Origin of the sequence: Streptomyces sp. NPDC058000 (assembly GCF_042886435.1) — a bacterium.
Taxonomy (GTDB): Bacteria; Actinomycetota; Actinomycetes; order Streptomycetales; family Streptomycetaceae; genus Streptomyces.
The window spans coordinates 97063-113244 of record NZ_JBHVQS010000001.1 but is presented as its reverse complement, the minus strand read 5'-3'; the positions used below and the strand labels follow the sequence as shown (position 1 = coordinate 113244).

15 protein-coding genes, 1 tRNA gene and 1 pseudogene are annotated in these 16182 nt (G+C 72.3%); 8 read left to right on the top strand and 9 right to left on the bottom strand.

Features of this window, described 5'->3' with window-relative positions; genetic code table 11:
• Positions 1–223 precede the first annotated feature (223 nt).
• The 5 genes and pseudogenes from ACFVT2_RS00540 to ACFVT2_RS00520 all read right to left on the bottom strand — a co-directional run bounded on the left by ACFVT2_RS00540 (position 224) and on the right by ACFVT2_RS00520 (position 5375).
• The gene (locus ACFVT2_RS00540; RefSeq protein WP_390010480.1) at positions 224–1483 is read right to left on the bottom strand and encodes an ATP-grasp domain-containing protein; all 1260 of its coding nucleotides are present in this window, start codon (positions 1481–1483) and stop codon (positions 224–226) included.
• A gap of 10 nt (positions 1484–1493) precedes the next feature.
• Complete coding sequence (locus tag ACFVT2_RS00535; protein ID WP_390010478.1) at positions 1494–2732, bottom strand: MFS transporter; 1239 nt, start codon at positions 2730–2732, stop codon at positions 1494–1496.
• A gap of 100 nt (positions 2733–2832) precedes the next feature.
• Positions 2833–3018 (bottom strand): amino acid permease C-terminal domain-containing protein, encoded by a 186-nt coding sequence (locus ACFVT2_RS00530; RefSeq protein ID WP_390011189.1) that lies wholly within the window; start codon positions 3016–3018, stop codon positions 2833–2835.
• Positions 3019–3024: 6 nt separating this feature from the next.
• Positions 3025–4235, bottom strand: a pseudogene (locus ACFVT2_RS00525) (amino acid permease); the annotation flags it as partial.
• Positions 4236–4610: 375 nt separating this feature from the next.
• The gene (locus ACFVT2_RS00520) at positions 4611–5375 is read right to left on the bottom strand and encodes a BTAD domain-containing putative transcriptional regulator (RefSeq protein ID WP_390010476.1); all 765 of its coding nucleotides are present in this window, start codon (positions 5373–5375) and stop codon (positions 4611–4613) included.
• A gap of 497 nt (positions 5376–5872) precedes the next feature.
• Here ACFVT2_RS00520 and ACFVT2_RS00515 point away from each other — a divergent pair, with 497 nt between their 5' ends.
• Entirely contained in the window at positions 5873–6724 is an 852-nt protein-coding gene (locus tag ACFVT2_RS00515) for a 2OG-Fe(II) oxygenase (RefSeq protein ID WP_390010474.1), read from the top strand.
• Positions 6725–6873: 149 nt separating this feature from the next.
• Positions 6874–7779 (top strand): hypothetical protein, encoded by a 906-nt coding sequence (locus tag ACFVT2_RS00510; RefSeq protein WP_390010472.1) that lies wholly within the window; start codon positions 6874–6876, stop codon positions 7777–7779.
• 48 nt (positions 7780–7827) lie between these two features.
• Here ACFVT2_RS00510 and ACFVT2_RS00505 read toward each other — a convergent pair whose 3' ends face one another.
• A complete protein-coding gene (locus tag ACFVT2_RS00505) occupies positions 7828–8742 on the bottom strand; it encodes a ScbA/BarX family gamma-butyrolactone biosynthesis protein (protein ID WP_390010470.1) in 915 nt (304 codons plus the stop codon).
• A gap of 197 nt (positions 8743–8939) precedes the next feature.
• Between ACFVT2_RS00505 and ACFVT2_RS00500 the strand changes: the two genes are divergently transcribed.
• Both ACFVT2_RS00500 and ACFVT2_RS00495 read left to right on the top strand, forming a co-directional pair.
• The gene (locus tag ACFVT2_RS00500) at positions 8940–9548 is read left to right on the top strand and encodes a ScbR family autoregulator-binding transcription factor (protein WP_390010468.1); all 609 of its coding nucleotides are present in this window, start codon (positions 8940–8942) and stop codon (positions 9546–9548) included.
• On the top strand, positions 9545–10468 hold the full coding sequence (locus ACFVT2_RS00495; RefSeq protein WP_390010466.1) for an NAD-dependent epimerase/dehydratase family protein: 924 nt from the start codon (positions 9545–9547) through the stop codon (positions 10466–10468). The genes ACFVT2_RS00500 and ACFVT2_RS00495 overlap by 4 nt, the downstream gene beginning before the upstream one ends.
• Position 10469: 1 nt before the next feature.
• On the opposite strand, the gene ACFVT2_RS00490 is transcribed toward ACFVT2_RS00495, so the two are convergent.
• The gene (locus tag ACFVT2_RS00490; RefSeq protein WP_390010464.1) at positions 10470–11081 is read right to left on the bottom strand and encodes a TetR family transcriptional regulator; all 612 of its coding nucleotides are present in this window, start codon (positions 11079–11081) and stop codon (positions 10470–10472) included.
• A gap of 295 nt (positions 11082–11376) precedes the next feature.
• On the opposite strand from ACFVT2_RS00490, the gene ACFVT2_RS00485 reads away from it, so the two are divergent.
• Entirely contained in the window at positions 11377–12561 is a 1185-nt protein-coding gene (locus ACFVT2_RS00485) for an IS701 family transposase (protein ID WP_390010463.1), read from the top strand.
• Between the two features lie 68 nt (positions 12562–12629).
• A complete protein-coding gene (locus ACFVT2_RS00480) occupies positions 12630–13469 on the top strand; it encodes a hypothetical protein (RefSeq protein WP_390010461.1) in 840 nt (279 codons plus the stop codon).
• On the opposite strand, the gene ACFVT2_RS00475 is transcribed toward ACFVT2_RS00480, so the two are convergent.
• Positions 13423–14535, bottom strand: a complete 1113-nt coding sequence (locus ACFVT2_RS00475; RefSeq protein WP_390010459.1) for an Lrp/AsnC family transcriptional regulator — start codon at positions 14533–14535, stop codon at positions 13423–13425. The two genes, ACFVT2_RS00480 and ACFVT2_RS00475, sit on opposite strands and share 47 nt — an antisense overlap.
• A gap of 13 nt (positions 14536–14548) precedes the next feature.
• On the opposite strand from ACFVT2_RS00475, the gene ACFVT2_RS00470 reads away from it, so the two are divergent.
• Both ACFVT2_RS00470 and ACFVT2_RS00465 read left to right on the top strand, forming a co-directional pair.
• On the top strand, positions 14549–15067 hold the full coding sequence (locus ACFVT2_RS00470; RefSeq protein ID WP_390010457.1) for a sensor histidine kinase: 519 nt from the start codon (positions 14549–14551) through the stop codon (positions 15065–15067).
• On the top strand, positions 15064–15786 hold the full coding sequence (locus ACFVT2_RS00465) for a response regulator (RefSeq protein WP_390010456.1): 723 nt from the start codon (positions 15064–15066) through the stop codon (positions 15784–15786). Before ACFVT2_RS00470 ends, ACFVT2_RS00465 begins: the two co-directional genes overlap by 4 nt.
• A gap of 141 nt (positions 15787–15927) precedes the next feature.
• Here ACFVT2_RS00465 and ACFVT2_RS00460 read toward each other — a convergent pair.
• A tRNA-Pro gene (locus tag ACFVT2_RS00460) sits at positions 15928–16001 on the bottom strand.
• Between the last annotated feature and the right edge of the window lie 181 nt (positions 16002–16182).

Sequence of the window (16182 nt, the reverse complement as noted above, 5' to 3'; positions counted from 1 at the left end):
CACGAGTTGGTGGTGCGGATCTCGGCGCAGGAGCGCGGGGGATCCGCCGAGCCGGTCCACCGCGGACCGGTCTCACGCCGACCACGGTCCGGCCATCCTCGATCCGCTCATCCGCGGATCGACGCCGCCTGTGCCGTTCGGCACCGGTCCCCACGAGGGGAGGGACCGGTGCCGAACGGCGCGGAGTTCCGCCGGGACCGCCCTCTGCGTGCGGTGGCGGCGGTTACGCGAGGCGGTAGATGTCGTCCTTCAGCTTGGTGAGCCTTTCGTAGTCGGCCGCGAGCTGCTCCTCGCTCTCCGCGGTGAGGTGCGCCCGCAGCGGGCTGGTCAGCAGGTCCACGGTCGGGGCGATGCGCGCGCCGGGCTTGAGCTTCGCGCTGACGGTGAAGACGCTGTCGAGTCCGGCTATCTCGTCGACGACGGACTGGTCGACGGCGGCGACCACCCCGTCGAGGGTGGTGGGGGCGTTGTAGACGGCGGCGGGACGCAGCTTGCGGTAGGTGCCGCCGCCGTACTGCTCGACGAACCGCTCCGGGTGCACGAACGCCTCCGCCGTGAGGCCCGCCTGGTTGTGCCCGAGGCAGACGTCGTGGAAGTCCGCGTGGATGTTGCCGTTGAGCCGCGTGCCGATCTCCACGAGGACGGGGCCTTCGGGCGTCACGATGACCTCGGCGTGCGCCGGGCCCCAGCGCACGTCCAGCGCCTGGAGGACCTCGTCGAGGTACGCGGTGAGCTCCGCGACCAGTTCGCCGTCGGGGTCGACGAGGAAGTCGCGGTTGTAGATGTTCCGGCCGTTGGGCAGCAGCGTCTTCTCGTACTCCCAGACGCCGCAGGTGTAGCGGTGGCCGTCGCAGCTGACGGTGTCGACGATGTACTCGGTGCCCTTGAGGTAGGACTGCACCAGGATCTCGGCGTTCGCGGCGCCGAAGATGTTCCGGGACGTGAGGACGTTCTCGGCGGCCTCGACGACCTCGTCGACGTTCCGGCAGATGCGCACACCGTCCGACGCCGCGGAGCTCAGCGGCTTGACGACGACCGGGTACCTGCCGTGCTCCTGCGCCCAGGCGGCCACCGCGGCCGGGTCGGTGCTCTTGAACTGCTGGGCGCAGCGCACCCCGGCCCGGCGGAGCGCCTCGATCATCTCGTACTTGTCGCGCCGGGCCCGGGAGAGCGCCGAGCCGTTCGACGGGACCGCCAGCAGTTCGCCCAGCCGGTCGGCCATGGGCACGGCCCCGTCCTGGCCCGCGACGACGCAGACGGGGTCGTAGGCGCGGAGCTGCTCGACGAGTTCCGCCTCGTCGGAGCCGATCACGTTGGCCAGGTAGTCGGAGAAGGCGGGCGGGGACATGGAGGTGATGAGGTCCGGCGTGCTCTGCACGTGGACGAGGTCGGCGCCGAGCCGCGCGAAGGCGGCGGGGTAGAAGTTGCCGGCGGAATAGCCGTCGACGACGACGGCGACGGGCTTGCTGTCTGCGGAACGCATGGGCGTCCTTTCAACTCGCGCTTACGGGTGGGGAGGCAGGAGTGGGGATGTCGCGTGCGGCATCGGGTGCGCCGGCGGCCGCGCCGAAACCGGGCATTCTGACCATGAACTTGAAGCCGAGCGTGACGACGAGGCCGAGGCCGAGGGCGGCCAGCCACAGCGTGGAGTACCCGAACGACGCCGCCAGGGCGATGCCGACGGGCCCGCCGGCCACGAACGCCGCGTTCCAGGCGAAGAAGAACGACCCCTGGTACGTGCTGACCCGGCCCGCGGGGGCGTGCCGCGCGACGAACGCCGCGGAGACCGTCGTCCACAGCACCTCGCCGAGCGTCCAGATCACGGTCGTGACGATGAACACCGGGATGCCGTGCGCCAGGACGTTGAGCCCGAAGCCCACGGCGACGAACCCGGCGGCCAGCATCAGCGGCACCTCTTCGGCCATCCCCTTGGTGACCCTGGGCACCAGGGGCAGCAGGACGACGGAGAGCACGGCGTTGACGGCGAGCACCAGGCCGATCTCCCCGGGGCCCAGCCCCTCGGCGCGCATGCCCAGCGGCAGCGTCGAGTTCACCTGGAGGTAGACGCAGGCCAGGACGAAGGTGAGGGCCAGGAAGGCGAGCATGACCCGCGAGCGGAACGGCTCGGCGATGCCCCGGACGGCGGTCCGCAGCACCGACGTGCCGTCCCCCGCCGCCTGCCGCGGGCCGTCGGCGGGAAGCGCGCAGACCAGCAGGGCGTAGACGCCGCTACAGGCCGCCCAGACCACGAAGAGCGCGGGCGGGTAGGACGCCAGCAGGAATCCGGCCAGCACCGGGCCGAGGGACATGCCGACGTTGAAACCCACCATGTAGAGGCTGTAGGCCCGGGAGAAGTCCTCCTGCGGCACGATCTTCGCGATCAGCCCCGCGCCGGCCGGCCGGTCGACGGCGGACAGGAAGCCGGTGAGCAGGGAGAGCAGGCAGAGCAGGTAGACGTTGCTGGTCACCAGGAACGCCAGGGCCGTCGCCGCGGCGAGCGGCTGGGCGGAGATGATCGTGCGCCGCGGGCCGATGGTGTCGGCGACGGCGCCGCCGGCCAGTCCCGAGGCGACGACGCCGGCGCCGAAGAGCCCGACGATGACGGGCGTCGTCTGGGCGTTCACCAGCTTTCCCTGCTCCAAGTAGAGGACCAGGAAGGCGGGGGCCAGCGTGCCGATCCGGTTACACGCTTGCCCGAGCCACAGCAGCCAGAACGCTTTCGGGAGGCGCATTGATCACAACCTGTTCATCTCGTCGGTCCCGGAGCGGGACCTCGTTCGGTCGGGTGCTCGTCCGGTCGTCTGCGAGAACCGGCGCGGGTGTCCCGTGCGGCTACACCGGGGTCGGGGCGTCCGGGACGCGCTCCTGCGGGGCGGGGGACGCCGGGCCGGTGAGCGGGGCGAGGTCGCCGGGCGGCGCGAGGCGGCTGTGACGCCGGCCGTACGCCGCGTACAGCACCAGGCCGACGACGAGCCAGACCAGGAAGGTCGCCCAGGTCAGCAGCTGGAGATTGAGCATCAGATACAGGCAGGCGACGAACGAGACGCCCGGCAGCAGCGGGACCAGGGGCACCCGGAACGGCCGCGGCAGATCGGGCCGGGTGCGGCGCAGGACGACGACGCCCACCGAGACCAGCATGAAGGCGAAGAGGGTGCCGATGTTGACCAGGTCGGCCAGCACGCCGATGTCGACGAAGCCGGCGAGCACGGCCATGATGCCCCCCAGGACCAGCAGGCTGCGGTGCGGAGTGGCGAACCGCGGGTGGATGGCGGCGAACGACGGCGGCAGCAGCCGGTCGCGGCTCATCGCGAGCAGCACCCGACTCTGTCCCCGGATGCTCACCATGCACACCGTCACCAGGCCGACGACCACGCCGACGCTGATCAGGCCCGCGACGGCCGGGTGCCCGACGGCCTTGAACGCGTCGGCCACCGGGGCCGCCACCGAGAGCTCCCGGTAGGACTGCATACCGGTGATCACCAGGCTGACGGCCACGTAGAGCACGGTGACCACGAGGAGGGAGCCGAGGAGTCCGATCGGCAGGTCGCGCTGCGGTTTGCGGGTCTCCTCGGCGGACGTCGCGACGACGTCGAAACCGATGTACGACACGAACACCATGGCGGCGGCGGTCACCACGCCGCTGACGCCGAAGGCGGTCGGGACGCCGCCGCCGAGCCACTGCAACAGCGGCTCACTCATACCGGACGCGGCCTTGCTCGGTGCCGAATGCGGTACGAAGGGCGCGTAGTTGGACGCCTTGACGAAGAAGACGCCCACGCCGACGACGACGAGTACGACGACGAGCTTGACGGCGACCAGCGCCCGGGTGGCGCCCTTGGAGACCGAACCGCCCACGATCAGCACGCCGACGAGCGCCACGATGAGGAGTGCGGCCGGCAGGTTGATCACGGAGCCGTGGCCGCCGCTGATCGCCGCCGGCAGGTGGACGCCGACGCTGTCCAGCATCGACTGGAGGTATCCGGACCACCCGACGGCCACCACGCAGGCGGAGAGGGTGAGTTCGAGCATCATGGCCCAGCCGATGACCCAGGCCGCCGTCTCGCCGAGGGTCGTGTAGGCGAAGGTGTAGGCCGTGACGACGCCAGTTCGGCGTAACACAGCGCGGCACAGCCGCAGATGGCGGCCGCCAGCACGAAGGAGACGGCCACCGCGGGGCCGGCCATCTGCTTGGCCACCTGCCCGGTGAAGACGAAGATTCCGGTGCCCAGCACCATGCCGACGCCGGTCATGACGAGGTCGAACCAGCCCAGGTCCCGCCGCATTCGTTGGACGCCATCGGCGCCCTGCAGTTCCTGGAGGGTCTGCTCGACTGTTTTTATTCGCACGGTGGTCTGCCCCGTACTCTACGGAGAACCGGCGCAAGGAGATCCGGCTCGGTGGAATGAGTTCCGGGACACCGTACGGGACTTGATTATCGCGCGCATAGCCGATCCGGCGGCGACGGGCCGCTTTTTCAGTGGGTCTACGGAGAGATTTCAGTGGCGCTTTAGTGGCCTTTTCCGATGCCTGCGTAAAACCCATCGCGTACAGCCCGCAGGGAGTCCGGCGGGCTGTACGGGAAATGCTCTTCGGTTATCTTTCCGGGGCGTTCACAGTGCGGGTGCGAACAGTCCGTCCTTGCTTTCTTCGAGCCATCTCTCACGGTTGAGGATGGCATGGTGCAGCCGGTTGAGCCGGTGGCCGGGATCCATGCCGAGCCGGTCGACGAGCGTTCTGCGCAGACCGCTGTACGCGGCGAGCGCCTCGGCGGCCCGGCCGTTCCGATAGAGGGCGGTCATCAAAAGGCCCTGGATCTTTTCGCGTTCGGGGAACTGGAGCGCCAGCCGGCGCAATTCGCTGAGCGCCACGAGTTCCCTGCCCAGCAGCAGGTCGATCTCCAACTTCCGCTCGGTGGCCGCCATCCAGGCTTCGTCGAGCACGACGCCCAACTCGCGCAGGGCGGTGACGTCCCTCAGGTCGGCCAGTGCGGGACCGCGCCAGAGGGCGAGTGCCTGCTGGAGGTCCCCGGACTCCCGCTCCAGCCCGGTCCGGTCCTCCGGGTGGGCGATGCCCTGACCTCGGGTGAGCTGCCGGAACGCGCGCAGGTCCAGGGCGTTCTCGCCCAGGTGGAGGACGTAGCCGGGGAGGCTGGTGGAGAGGCTGCCCCCGTCGCACCCGGTCTCCCCCAGATGCTTGCGCAGCTTCGAGACGTAGACCTGGAGCGCGGCCCGGGCGGTGGGCGGCGGGGCCCCGTCCCAGAGGCAGTGCACGAGTTCGTTGACGGAAAGGCACTGGCCGTTCTTGGAGACCAGCAGTGCGAGCAGCGCCCGTTGCTTCAGCGGTCGCGGTGTGCAGCCGGTATCGCCACGGGCCACCACCTCGAAATGGCCAAGTATCCTGAATTCCAGATGCGACGTGCCCGGTATTGCAGGCCGGTTTACGGAAGACATCGGACCCCTCATTGACCTCGAAAGCGTCGTCCCCCCGGGACGGATCCAAACGCCTTGAACGTACACCGCGCCGGCGGGCCGCTCCACCGCACCGTGACGGCCGGTGGGCGGCCGACCGAAGCGCCGCAAGGGGAAGCCGGTCCGACCCGCCCGGAAGCGCAGCACCACTTTGGCAACTTTCCCGGCCCGCACCGGGCCCGACCGGGCCTCCTCCCGGCCGGCCTTTGCCGAACGCCGTGTGCGGCGGCGAACCCAAAGGGCCGCCAAAGCGGCGCAGAAGGCCGGAATGCGCGTCAATTTCCGGGCCGTGCACGGGCATTCGGAGCCGTTCTACGATCTCGCCAACCGATCACCGGCAATCCGTTCTCCGCCGACCGGGCGCCGAACGCCGAACACGCCGGAACCCAGGAAAAGGACCGCACATGCTTGCTGCTGCCGACCCCGTCATTTCCCCCTTCGGTGAGCTGGCGAACCCCCGCGTCATCGAGGCCGACCGCATCACCCGGCAGGACCTCCTCGACCTGGCCCACGGCCAGGCCATCGCCATCGTCGTCCGCGACTACTGCCCGCAGGACCTCTGCCGGCGGGCCACCGAGCAGCTCATGCACGACCGCCTCTACGGCGAGTACGCGAACGTCCCGGGCGTCCACAAGTGGGGCCTGAACACCTACGAGGGCCTGTCGAGCGAGGAGCGCGAGAAGCGCTACTTCTCCGAGGCCGTGGCCGCCGTGCAGTCGCTGCGCGACGCCTGGTCCCCCTACCTGTCGCCGATCGACCGCCTCCGCCTGGAACTTCAGGAGGGCTGGCCGGGCGGGGCCAACATGGAGCACCTGGACGGGAATCCGCTCTTCGTCGGCCAGGCCCGGGTCTTCCAGGAGGGCAACGGGGCCATTCCCCACCAGGACTTCCTGTCCTGGGAGCTGGAGGACCTGCGCCGCGCCGCCCGCGTCGACGGCAAGCCCGAGCTGCTGACCCAGATGACCGCCAACCTCTACCTCCAGACCGCCGACGAGGGCGGCGAACTGGAGCTGTGGTCCCGCGGCTACGAGCACACGGAGTACGACGCGCTGCGCAACTCCGCGGACAGCTACGGGCTCAACCGCGAACTCATCCCCGAGCCGACCGTGGCGCTCAAGCCGTCCGCCGGCATGCTCATCCTGTCCCACGCGTCCCGCATCCACGCGGTGCGGCCGTCCCGGGGCCGGGACCGCGCCGCGGTGAGCTTCTTCATCGGCGTGCGCGGCACCGACCGGCCCCTGACCTACTGGAGCTGACCGCCTGGAGCGCAGGGGGGCGGCCGCCGCCGGCCGCCCCCGCGCATCCGAGTGCCGGCCCCCGGGCCGACGGGGCGGCCGCAGCCCCGCACGGACGAGCTGCCCCCGCACGGACGAACTGCCCCTGCGCGGGCGAGGAGAGGACGACGATGACCGGTCCGGCGACCCCTGCCCGCGGCCTGCCGCAGGCACCGCGGAGGCACGACCCGGCGTGGCGGAGGCCCCTCTCCCCGCCCGCCCGCGCACGGCTGGCCACCGCCTTCGAAGACCTCGCCGGCCACCGCACCGACGTTGCCGACGCCCTGCTGTCCCTCGCGCGAGGGGCATCCGGCGACGGCCACCGGGACGTCCTGCGCCGACACGGCGCGGAGCAGCGCCGGCATGCCGAACAGTGCCGGCGGCACGCGGCACGACTGCGCGACGGGGCCGGCCCGCAGCACGACGCCCCCGGCCAACTCCACGAGGCCAGGCCGGAGTTGCCCGCGGTCCCTCCGAGCCCGGGTACCGACTGGTACGCGGGCCTCGTCACCGGTTACCTGGCGGGCGGCGGCGTGCTGGTGCCGGCCACGCTGGGGACGTTGCGCGACGCCGCCCGGGAGGCGTGCGCGCCGGCCCCCGTCGCCGACGAACTGGCGGCCATGGCACGGGCCGACGCCGCACACCTCACCCATGCGCTGGCGGTCGTGCGGGACGGCGTCCGGTCCGGGCACGCCGACACCGTCGTACGTGCCCACGGGGAGGCGGTCGACGCCACGGTGCGCGCACTGGTCGACCCGGGCCGGCGGGTCATGACGCCCATGGTCCCGGTCGCCCTCGCGCAGCGTGCTCGCGCACTGTCCGGTCGGTGGGACGAGGCGCGCGAGCGGATCGCGGCCCACCTCGCCCTGATCGGCCTGGCGGAGCACGCCGAGGAGGCGCGGCGGCGCTGGGACGCCGCCCGCGACGGGGCCCTGGCGGAGTACCGCGACCGTCATGGCACCCCGCACTTCGTGCAGCGAGCCGTGGCGGCGGGCCTGCTCCCCGCGCCGTCCCGGCCGCGGGTTCCGTCGCACTGACCGGCCCGCCGACCTCCCGTCGGCTCTCCCCCTGACCCTCCCGCCGGCCTACGAGGCGGTGACGGTGGCGGTGAACGCCTCGTGCCCGTGCTGGGAGGCGGTGACGCGGACCACCGTCGCCTCGCCCGGCCCGGTGCCCAGCACCTCGGACTCGATCCAGCAGGGCGCGTCGAACTCGACGTACCGGTGGAAGACGCTCTCCATGCCCGTGATGCGCACCTGGCGCGGGTGCAGGACCTCGTGGGCGGCCTGCCGGGCGGCCTCCAGCAGGAGCATGCCCGGCGCATGGTCGACGGGGTGGTCGAAGAGCACCGGGTGGTTGAGGTCGACGCGCAGCTGGAAGCGGTGGGCGGTGCCGCTGGGGGAGAGGACCACGTCCGCGAACCGGGTGCGGCCGGCCCGCCGCGGCGGCGCCGGCGGCGCCAGCGGGACGCACCGGGCGAGGGCCTGCTCCAGGTCGGCGTACGGGCCGCGCATCCGGGTGTAGACCTGCGGCGCCTGGCTGGTGAAGCGGGTGTGCGCGGTGCCGAGGGGCGCGCCGTCGCGGGTGAGCGCGATGTCCATGCGCAGGGCGGCGAGACGGCCCGCACGACGCGTGACGTCGCTGCACCGGACGTGCATCTCGATCTCGGCCGGCACCGGGGCGCAGGACAGGGCGGCAGGGTCGGCCGTCCAGGTCAGGTGGTCCCAGATCTGGCGGTGCCCGAACGGGACGTCGTAGCCGAGGTGGCTGAGCAGGGGCACGGCCTGGCGGACGGTCTCGGCGAGGAGCATCGGGTCGTGCCGGCCGCCGGCCGCCGCGTAGTAGGCGTGCGCACGCGGCCATTGCGCGGTGATGAGGAAGGAGTCGTCGGCGAGGGCCTGCCAGCCGGTGAGCAGGACTTCGCTCTGGGCCGCCTTGTGGACGTACTGCCGCGGAATGGCGGTTGCCGTCTGCGAGTGGTGCGCAGTGAGGACAAGCATGGGTGTGTCTCCCCCCGAGAACATGGATGCGGTAGCAGCTCGCAAGTGGTGGGCGAGCGGCCGTTCTTCCGCATCCGGACTACTGCGTGGTGTCGCGTTGCCCGTAAGATAAAGAACGATCGTTTTTTTGTCGAGAGGTGGCCGGTGTGATGCGCGAACCGGGGGACCAGAGCGAACGAACACTGCAGAAACGGGCCGTGAAGACGCGGGAGGCGATCCTGCGGGCCGCTGCGGAGGTGTTCGACGAGTACGGCTTCAGCGGAGCCTCGGTGGCGAAGATCACCAAACGGGCGAAGGTGACACAGGGATCCGTCTACTTCCACTTCGACTCGAAGGAGGGGCTCGCGCGGGCGGTGATGGTCGGCCAGGGCGACGGCCTTGAGCTGCCCCCCGGAACCGACGGCCTGCAACGCCTCATCGACATCACGCTGTACCTGGCCGAGCAGCTCCAGACCAACCCCGTGCTCCGCGGCGGGGTGCGGCTCTCGGTGGAGCAGGGGGAGTTCGGGCTCCGCGACGACGAGGCGTACCAGCAGTGGGTCGGGGTCTTCCGCGAACAGCTGACCGCCGCCCACGAGCGCGGCGAGCTCACGGCGTCCGCCGACGTCTCCGAGCTGGCCTGGCTGCTCGTGAGCTGCTTCTCCGGCACCCAGCTCTTCTCGCAGATCTCCACGGACCGTGCCGACCTGCCGCAGCGCATCATCTCGCTCTGGCGCTACCTGCTGCCCGGCGTCGCCGCCGACGGCGTACGGGGCTCGCTGCGCGTCGCCGCCACACCGGACGCGCCCGGGAAACGCAAGCGGTGAGGGTCACCCTCCTCGGCGCCACGGGGTTCGTGGGCTCGGCCGTCCTGCGGGAGCTCGCCGGGACGGGCGTCAGGGTACGGGCGGTGGCGCGCCGCACACCTCCGCGGGCCGGGGCGGGTTCCGGGGACGTGGAGTGGGTACGGGCCGACCTGGCCGACCCGGCATCCCTGCACGGGCTGTGCGACGACAGCGGTGTGCTGCTGCACTTCGCGTCCCACGTCGGACCGGACGAGGAGCAGTGCCGGGCCGTCAACGTCCACGGCACCCGCGCCGCGGTGGCCGAGGCGCGGCGCGCCGGGACGCGGCGGATCGTGCTGCTGTCGACCGCGGCCGTCTACGGCGCCGGCCCGCACCGCGGCATCCGCACCGGCGAGGTGACCCCAGAGCCGGTCTCGGCGGTCAGCCGCAGCCGGCTGGCCGCCGAAGAGCCCGTCCTGGCCGCCGGCGGGGTGGTGCTCAGGCCGGGACTGATCCTGGGGGCAGGCGACCGCTGGGTGGTGCCCGCGCTCCAGGACGCCCTGCTCCGCGTCCCGGCCCGCTGGGACGCCGGCCGGGCCCTGCTCTCCCTCGTCCACGTCGCCGATCTCGCCCGGCTGACCGCCGGGCTCGCGACGGCCCCCGGCGCGGGGGTCGGGCCGGGCGGGTACCACGCGAGCCATCCGGACCCCGTCCGGCTCGACGACCTGATCGCGGCACTCGCCCGGTGCGGCGCGGTGGAGCGGCCGGAGCCCGCCTGGTCCCTGGCACGGTGCCTGGACGCGCTGCGGGACACTCCGGGGTGGGTGTCGGAACGGCAGTTCCGGCTGTTCGCCGAGGACCACTGGTACCGCAGCGACACGGTGTGGAGCGCGGCCGGCGTCGACCCCGGGCCGGGGCCGCTCGCGCGGCTGCTCCGGGACGACCGGCCGGTGGGGGACTGACTCAGTCGCCCGCCCGGTCCGCCATGCCCGGCTGCGTGATGCGCCACAGTCGCGCCAGCCGGGCCGCCCCGGACTCACCGCCGGCGGCGGCCACGCCGGGTTCCCCGGCGTGTGTTTCGGTGTGTGTCCCGATGCTCCGTATGAACAGCGCGGCGAGGTCCGCGATGCTGCCGGGCGTCGCCGTGGCCGGCAAGTCGCCCCTGTGGTGGGCCTCGTGAGCCAGTCGGCACACGGTGGGCCACCAGGTGCCCCGCCAGGGTTCCGCATCGCCGAGGGCGTCGCGTTCGAGCCGGGCCGCGCAGCGCACGACGGCGTCGGCCTCGGCCTTCCGGGCAAGTCCCAGGATGACGGCGGTGAGTTGCCGCAGGGGCGGGCCGCCGGCGGCGGTCGCCTCGTCGACCACGACGCGGCCGGCCGCGACGGCCTGGTCCACGACGGCGGCCGCCAGATCGGCCTTGGAGTCGAAGTGGAACGTCAGGGCGCCGACCGAGGTCCCCGCGGCCCGGCTGATCCTGCTCAGCGCCGCCCCCGCGTACCCCTCGCGTGCGAACTCGGTCGCGGCCGTCCCGATGAGTGCGGCACGGGTGCGCACTGCCCTGTCCTGTTTGGTCATGCTCTCCCCGCTCGCACGCTCCGTTGCCCTCGCCGGGCACCTGGGCAGATTCCCTACGGACAAGGCCCCTGGGATGCGGGTGCCGCCCCGGCCGGGCCGCCGGTGGATCACCTGCCAGCTTCGCAGCCGGCCGCGCGGCGTTGAAGGGCAACTTGCCACAACCGCAATCCGTTTGTGCGCGCGGGCCCGCTGGCCGGCGCCGGAGCCGGATCGCGGCGGGACCCCACTCCGAAGGGTTGGAAAAAAAGAGAACGTTATGTATTTTTCTCGCGACGACCCAGGAGGGAGCACATCCATGGCCGCGAGTGTCGTGACGCCTCTGCCGGGCCCCCGGAGCGACGACGCCTTCACGTCCTTCGTGCGGGACCTGTTCGCCGGGCTGCCCCGTGCCGACCAGCGCCGCTGGGCGCAGGTGTACCTGGGAGGGCTGCTGTCCACACCGGGCAAGAAGTCCATCCGCCACCTGGCGGCCGCCACCGGTCGGCCGGCGGCGGCGCTGTCCCTTCAGCAGTTCGTCAACTCCAGCCCCTGGGACTGGCAGCCGGTCCGCACGGCGCTGCTGCGCTGGGCCGAGCAGCGGACCGACGCCGGGGCCTGGACCATCGGGCTCACCGCCGTTCCCAAGCGGGGCGAGCACTCGGCCGGGGTGCACCGCCGCTTCGTCCCGACACTGGGGCGCACGATCAACTGCCAGGCGGGCCTGGGCGCGTTCCTCTCGGGCCCCGGTGGACACGTGCCCGTCGACTGGCGCCTCCTGCTGCCCGGCCGGTGGAGCCAGGACGAGGAACTGCGCTCCCGCGCCCGCATTCCCGCGGACCACCGCGACCGGCCGCTCGCCGCCCAGGTGCTCGGCCTGGTCGACTCCCTCGCCGCGGCGAGCGGTGCGGCCCCGCTGCCCGTGGTCGCCGATATGAGCCACGAGCGGGACGCCGGGCACCTCCTGCGGGCCCTGGCCGGCCGGCGGTACGACTTCGTCGTCGCCGTTCCCCCCTCGCTGGCGATGACGCCGTTCCTGCCGGGCGTCCCGGCGCCGGGCGGCCAGCCCGCTGCGGAGGAAGTGCTCGGTGCGGGGCGGCTGCTGGAGCGGTTCGGCAGCGCCGGCTCCGCGCTGCACGGGTCCCGGGACGGCCTCGGCCGGGACGTGCAGGTGCTGACGTGCCTGGTGAGACTGCCCGGGTTCCCGCCCGCCGGCGCCGTCCACCGGCTCTTCGCCCCGTACGACGCCGCACGCCGCACGGTGACCCGCATCTGGGTCACCAGCCTCGCCCACGCGCGCATGCAGCGCCTGCTGTCCCTCGCCTCCCTGCACGACCTCTCGGACACGATGGACGCGCTCGCCGACGACTTCGGGCTGAGTGACTTCGAGGGCCGGTCCTACCCGGGCTGGCACCACCACACCACCCTGGCCTCCGCGGCCTGCGCCTTCAGCCGGTTGACCGGCGACCGGGTCCGGCAGGGTGCCTGCCGGGCGGCCGCCTGAGCCGGTCCCCCCACACAGGGGTGAAACAGGGGCAGATAGGTTGACGGAAGTCGAGCCCCAGGAGAACGATGCCGTCCGCCCAGCCCAGCGTCCTGTACGTCACCGACCTGACCTATGAGGCCCGGGGACGCCGGTACGGCGACGAGGACGTCTTCCTCAGCTCCCGGCTCCGCGACACCTTCACCGTCGCCCTCTGCCATCCCCTGGACGCGGTCGCGCTGATGGACTCCTTCGACGCGGTCGTCGTCCGCAACAGCGGCCCCGTACTCAACTACCAGGCCGCATACGAGGACTTCCGCACCCGGGCGCTGTCGCACGGCGTGCGCGTCTACAACCCGCTCACCGGCAAGGCCGACATGGCCGGCAAGCAGTACCTCCTCGACCTGAGCGCCGCGGGCCACCCGGTCATCCCGACCGCCGACCGCCGCGACACCCTCGACCGGCTCCCGCACGCGGACGCCTACGTGGCCAAGCCCAAGGCCGGCGCCGACTCGCTCGGCCTGCGCGTCCTCGCACGAGACGAGCTCGACGGACTCGACGGACTAGACAGCGGCGACCTCCTCATCCAGCCGCGCATCGACTTCCGCTACGAGGTCTCCTTCTACTTCGTCGACCACACCTTCCAGTACGCCCTCCGCACCCCCGACTCCGACCGGCGCTGGGCCCTCACGCCGTACCGGCCCACCGACGACGACCTGGCCTTCGCGCAGTGCTTCGTCGACTGGAACGCGCTCGACCACGGCATCCAACGCGTCGACGCCTGCCGCACGCAGGACGGCCGCCTGCTGCTGGTCGAACTTGAGGACCTCAACCCCTACCTGTCACTGGACCGCCTCGCCCCGGACGACCGCGACGCCTTCGTCACCGCCCTGAAGACGTCACTCCTCCGGTTCGCCCAGCCGCACTGACGGCACCGGCCACGGAGCTCAGGCGGTCACCGTCCACCCGGGTTCCGGCCTGCTTGATCTGGCGGAAGACGGGACTGATCTCCACGCCTTCGACGCCGGGCAGCGTTCCGACCCGGTCGGTGCCGAACTCGAAGAGCCGGTCGAGGTCATGGCAGTGGACGGCGGCGTGGAGGTTGTACGGACCGGACACCGCGGCGGCGAACCCCACCTCGGGCATCTGCGCCATCGCCCGCCCGACAGTTTTGATCTCGGCCGGGTGGACCCGCATCCACAGGTTCGCCCGGGCCCGGTATCCCAGGGCCAGCGGTGCGATCTCCACGTCGATGTGGACCACTCCGCCGGAGAGCAGCGCGTGCAGACGCCGTGACGCCCGGCCCGGCGTGAGGTCGGCCGCGGCGGCGAGATCGACGAGACTGGCCCGTCCGTCGGCGGCGAGGGCCGCGAGCAGCTTCTCGTCATGCGCGCTGAGCTGCGACGGATGCTCCCGCACCACCGGCCGCTCGGTGAACGGCCGGCCGCCGGGCCCGAGCGCGGACTCCTGCTCGGGCGTCAGGGTCCCGGCGAGCGCGGCCCAGTAGTGCCCTACTCCGCCGAGGAACTGGCGGAGTATCACCGACGCCTGGAGGTCGAGCACGGCGGCGGTACGGGGGAGCCGGCGGCCCAGCAGGTCGTCGCGCTGCTCCTGTGAGCGCGAGCGCACGGCGCAGGTGACCTCGGAGCCGGCCGCGCTCAGGGCGACCCAGCTGACGTCGTCGCGTTGCGCGAGCGCTTCGGCGATGGCCGTGACGCTGCCGGGTCGGCAGCGCAGGCGCACCATCCACCGGCTCTGTCCGAGCGCTCCCGGGTCGACCACCCCGACCACCCGGATCGCCCCGGCCCGCAGCATGCGGCGGTAGCCCTGCTTCCAGAAGGCACACGGCATGATGTTGGACGCGAAATCGCCGGACAGCGGATACCGGGCCCGGTCGCGGATCGCGTCGCGCCGGTACTGCTCGGGGTCACGCGGCCACGACGCGCGGGTGTCGCCACACAGCACGGCCCAGGCGCCCGCGGCCGCGTTGTCCAACGGAACGTCACCGGTGGCGGCACGGGCCGCCCTGCGCAGCATCGAGGAGTCGGCCCGGGCCGCGCTGGAGGACCTGGACTACGTACTGGGCGTGCTGCGCGAGCAGCCGGCGGAGACGGCACCGACCCGCACCCTGGCCGATCTGCCCGAGCTGCTCGACCGGTTGCGGCATGCGGGCGCGGTGGTGGAGCCGGAACTGTCGGGCGACTTGGCCCAGGTGCAGGGAACGCTCTCCCGGGCGGCGTACCGGATCCTTCAGGAGGGACTGACGAACGCGCTGCGGCACGGGGCGGGCGGTCCGATCGGAGTCCGGGTGGTGGTGGCGCCGGACGCACTGGAGCTCCGTGTGGTCAACCGGACCGAGGCGGAACCGGGCATCGGCACGGACCCGGGCGCCTTCCCGACCTCCGGGCGCGGCATGCCCGGTCTCGCCGAGCGCGTGCGGCTGCTGCACGGCGAGATCGAGGCCGGCCCGCACGGGCCGCAGCACTGGCGGTTGGCGGTTCGGCTGCCGGTACGGGTGTCGGCATGACCGGCCCCGCCCCGAGCGCGGCCGCCACGACCGGCGCCGCCACCAACCTCACCCCTGCCGGCACCCCCGTCACACTCCTGATCGCGGACGACGACGAGGTGACCCGCAGCGGTCTGCGTACGTTGCTCTCGGCCCAGCCGGGGATCGCGGTGGTCGGGGAGGCCGCCGACGGCGTCGAGGCGGTCGAGCAGTCGCGGCGGCTGCGCCCGGACGTGGTCCTGATGGACGTGCGGATGCCACGCCGCAACGGAATCGAGGCCACCCGGCAGCTGCTGGCCGAGTCGACCGAACCGCCGAAGGTCGTGGTGATCACCACCTTCGAGAACGACGACTACGTCACCGCCGCACTCGGCGCGGGTGCCAGCGGGTTCGTACTCAAGCGGCTTCCGGTCAGGCAGATCGCGGAGGCGGTGCGGGTGGTGGCGGCGGGAGAAGCGATCCTTTTCCCCGCGGCGCTGCGTCGGATGGTCGCCGCCCGCCCGCTGGACTCCGCCGAGGCGCTGCCGAGAGCTGCGCTGACGGACCGGGAAGAAGAGGTGCTGCGGTGGATGGCCACCGGCCTGTCCAACCCGGAAATCGCAAAGTCGCTCACGGTGAGCCTGGAGACGGTGAAGACCCACGTCGGCAACGTCCTGGCCAAGCTAGGCGCGCAGAACAGGACCCATGCGGTGGTGATCGCGTACGAGTCCGGCCTGGTGGTGCCGGGGTTCGCCGGCTGACCCGGCCTGAGCTCGACCCTTGACCTCGCCCGGCGGCCGCCCCCGGCGGCGGCTCCCAAATGACTCCCGGAATGGGGCCGTACAAGACATCAGGCCCGGTGCTGATCTCTCAGCACCGGGCCTGACCCTTTGTTCCTTCAGTCGGGGTGGCGGGATTTGAACCCACGACCTCTTCGTCCCGAACGAAGCGCGCTGCCAAGCTGCGCTACACCCCGAAGCAACGAGCTCTACTTTAGCGGACTGATCCCCGTAGGTGAAATCCGCTTTCGGTCGGCGGCGGAGACGGGCCTGACCTGGGGTTTTGTCGGGCCGGGTCGGCGGGGGCGCGGGGTGCTGGAGGGGCGGGGCGGGCGGCCGAAGGGGGTGAAGTGACGGAGGTCACCCTGGATTGGGTCG

Coding starts and splice junctions, on each gene's coding strand:
- ACFVT2_RS00505 (WP_390010470.1), bottom strand. CDS start 8,742: ATGCTTGTCCTCACTGCGCACCACTCGCAGACGGCAACCGCCATTCCG.
- ACFVT2_RS00535 (WP_390010478.1), bottom strand. CDS start 2,732: ATGCGCCTCCCGAAAGCGTTCTGGCTGCTGTGGCTCGGGCAAGCGTGT.
- ACFVT2_RS00480 (WP_390010461.1), top strand. CDS start 12,630: ATGCCGTCCGCCCAGCCCAGCGTCCTGTACGTCACCGACCTGACCTAT.
- ACFVT2_RS00485 (WP_390010463.1), top strand. CDS start 11,377: ATGGCCGCGAGTGTCGTGACGCCTCTGCCGGGCCCCCGGAGCGACGAC.
- ACFVT2_RS00540 (WP_390010480.1), bottom strand. CDS start 1,483: ATGCGTTCCGCAGACAGCAAGCCCGTCGCCGTCGTCGTCGACGGCTAT.
- ACFVT2_RS00515 (WP_390010474.1), top strand. CDS start 5,873: ATGCTTGCTGCTGCCGACCCCGTCATTTCCCCCTTCGGTGAGCTGGCG.
- ACFVT2_RS00465 (WP_390010456.1), top strand. CDS start 15,064: ATGACCGGCCCCGCCCCGAGCGCGGCCGCCACGACCGGCGCCGCCACC.
- ACFVT2_RS00490 (WP_390010464.1), bottom strand. CDS start 11,081: ATGACCAAACAGGACAGGGCAGTGCGCACCCGTGCCGCACTCATCGGG.
- ACFVT2_RS00510 (WP_390010472.1), top strand. CDS start 6,874: ATGACCGGTCCGGCGACCCCTGCCCGCGGCCTGCCGCAGGCACCGCGG.
- ACFVT2_RS00530 (WP_390011189.1), bottom strand. CDS start 3,018: ATGCTCAATCTCCAGCTGCTGACCTGGGCGACCTTCCTGGTCTGGCTC.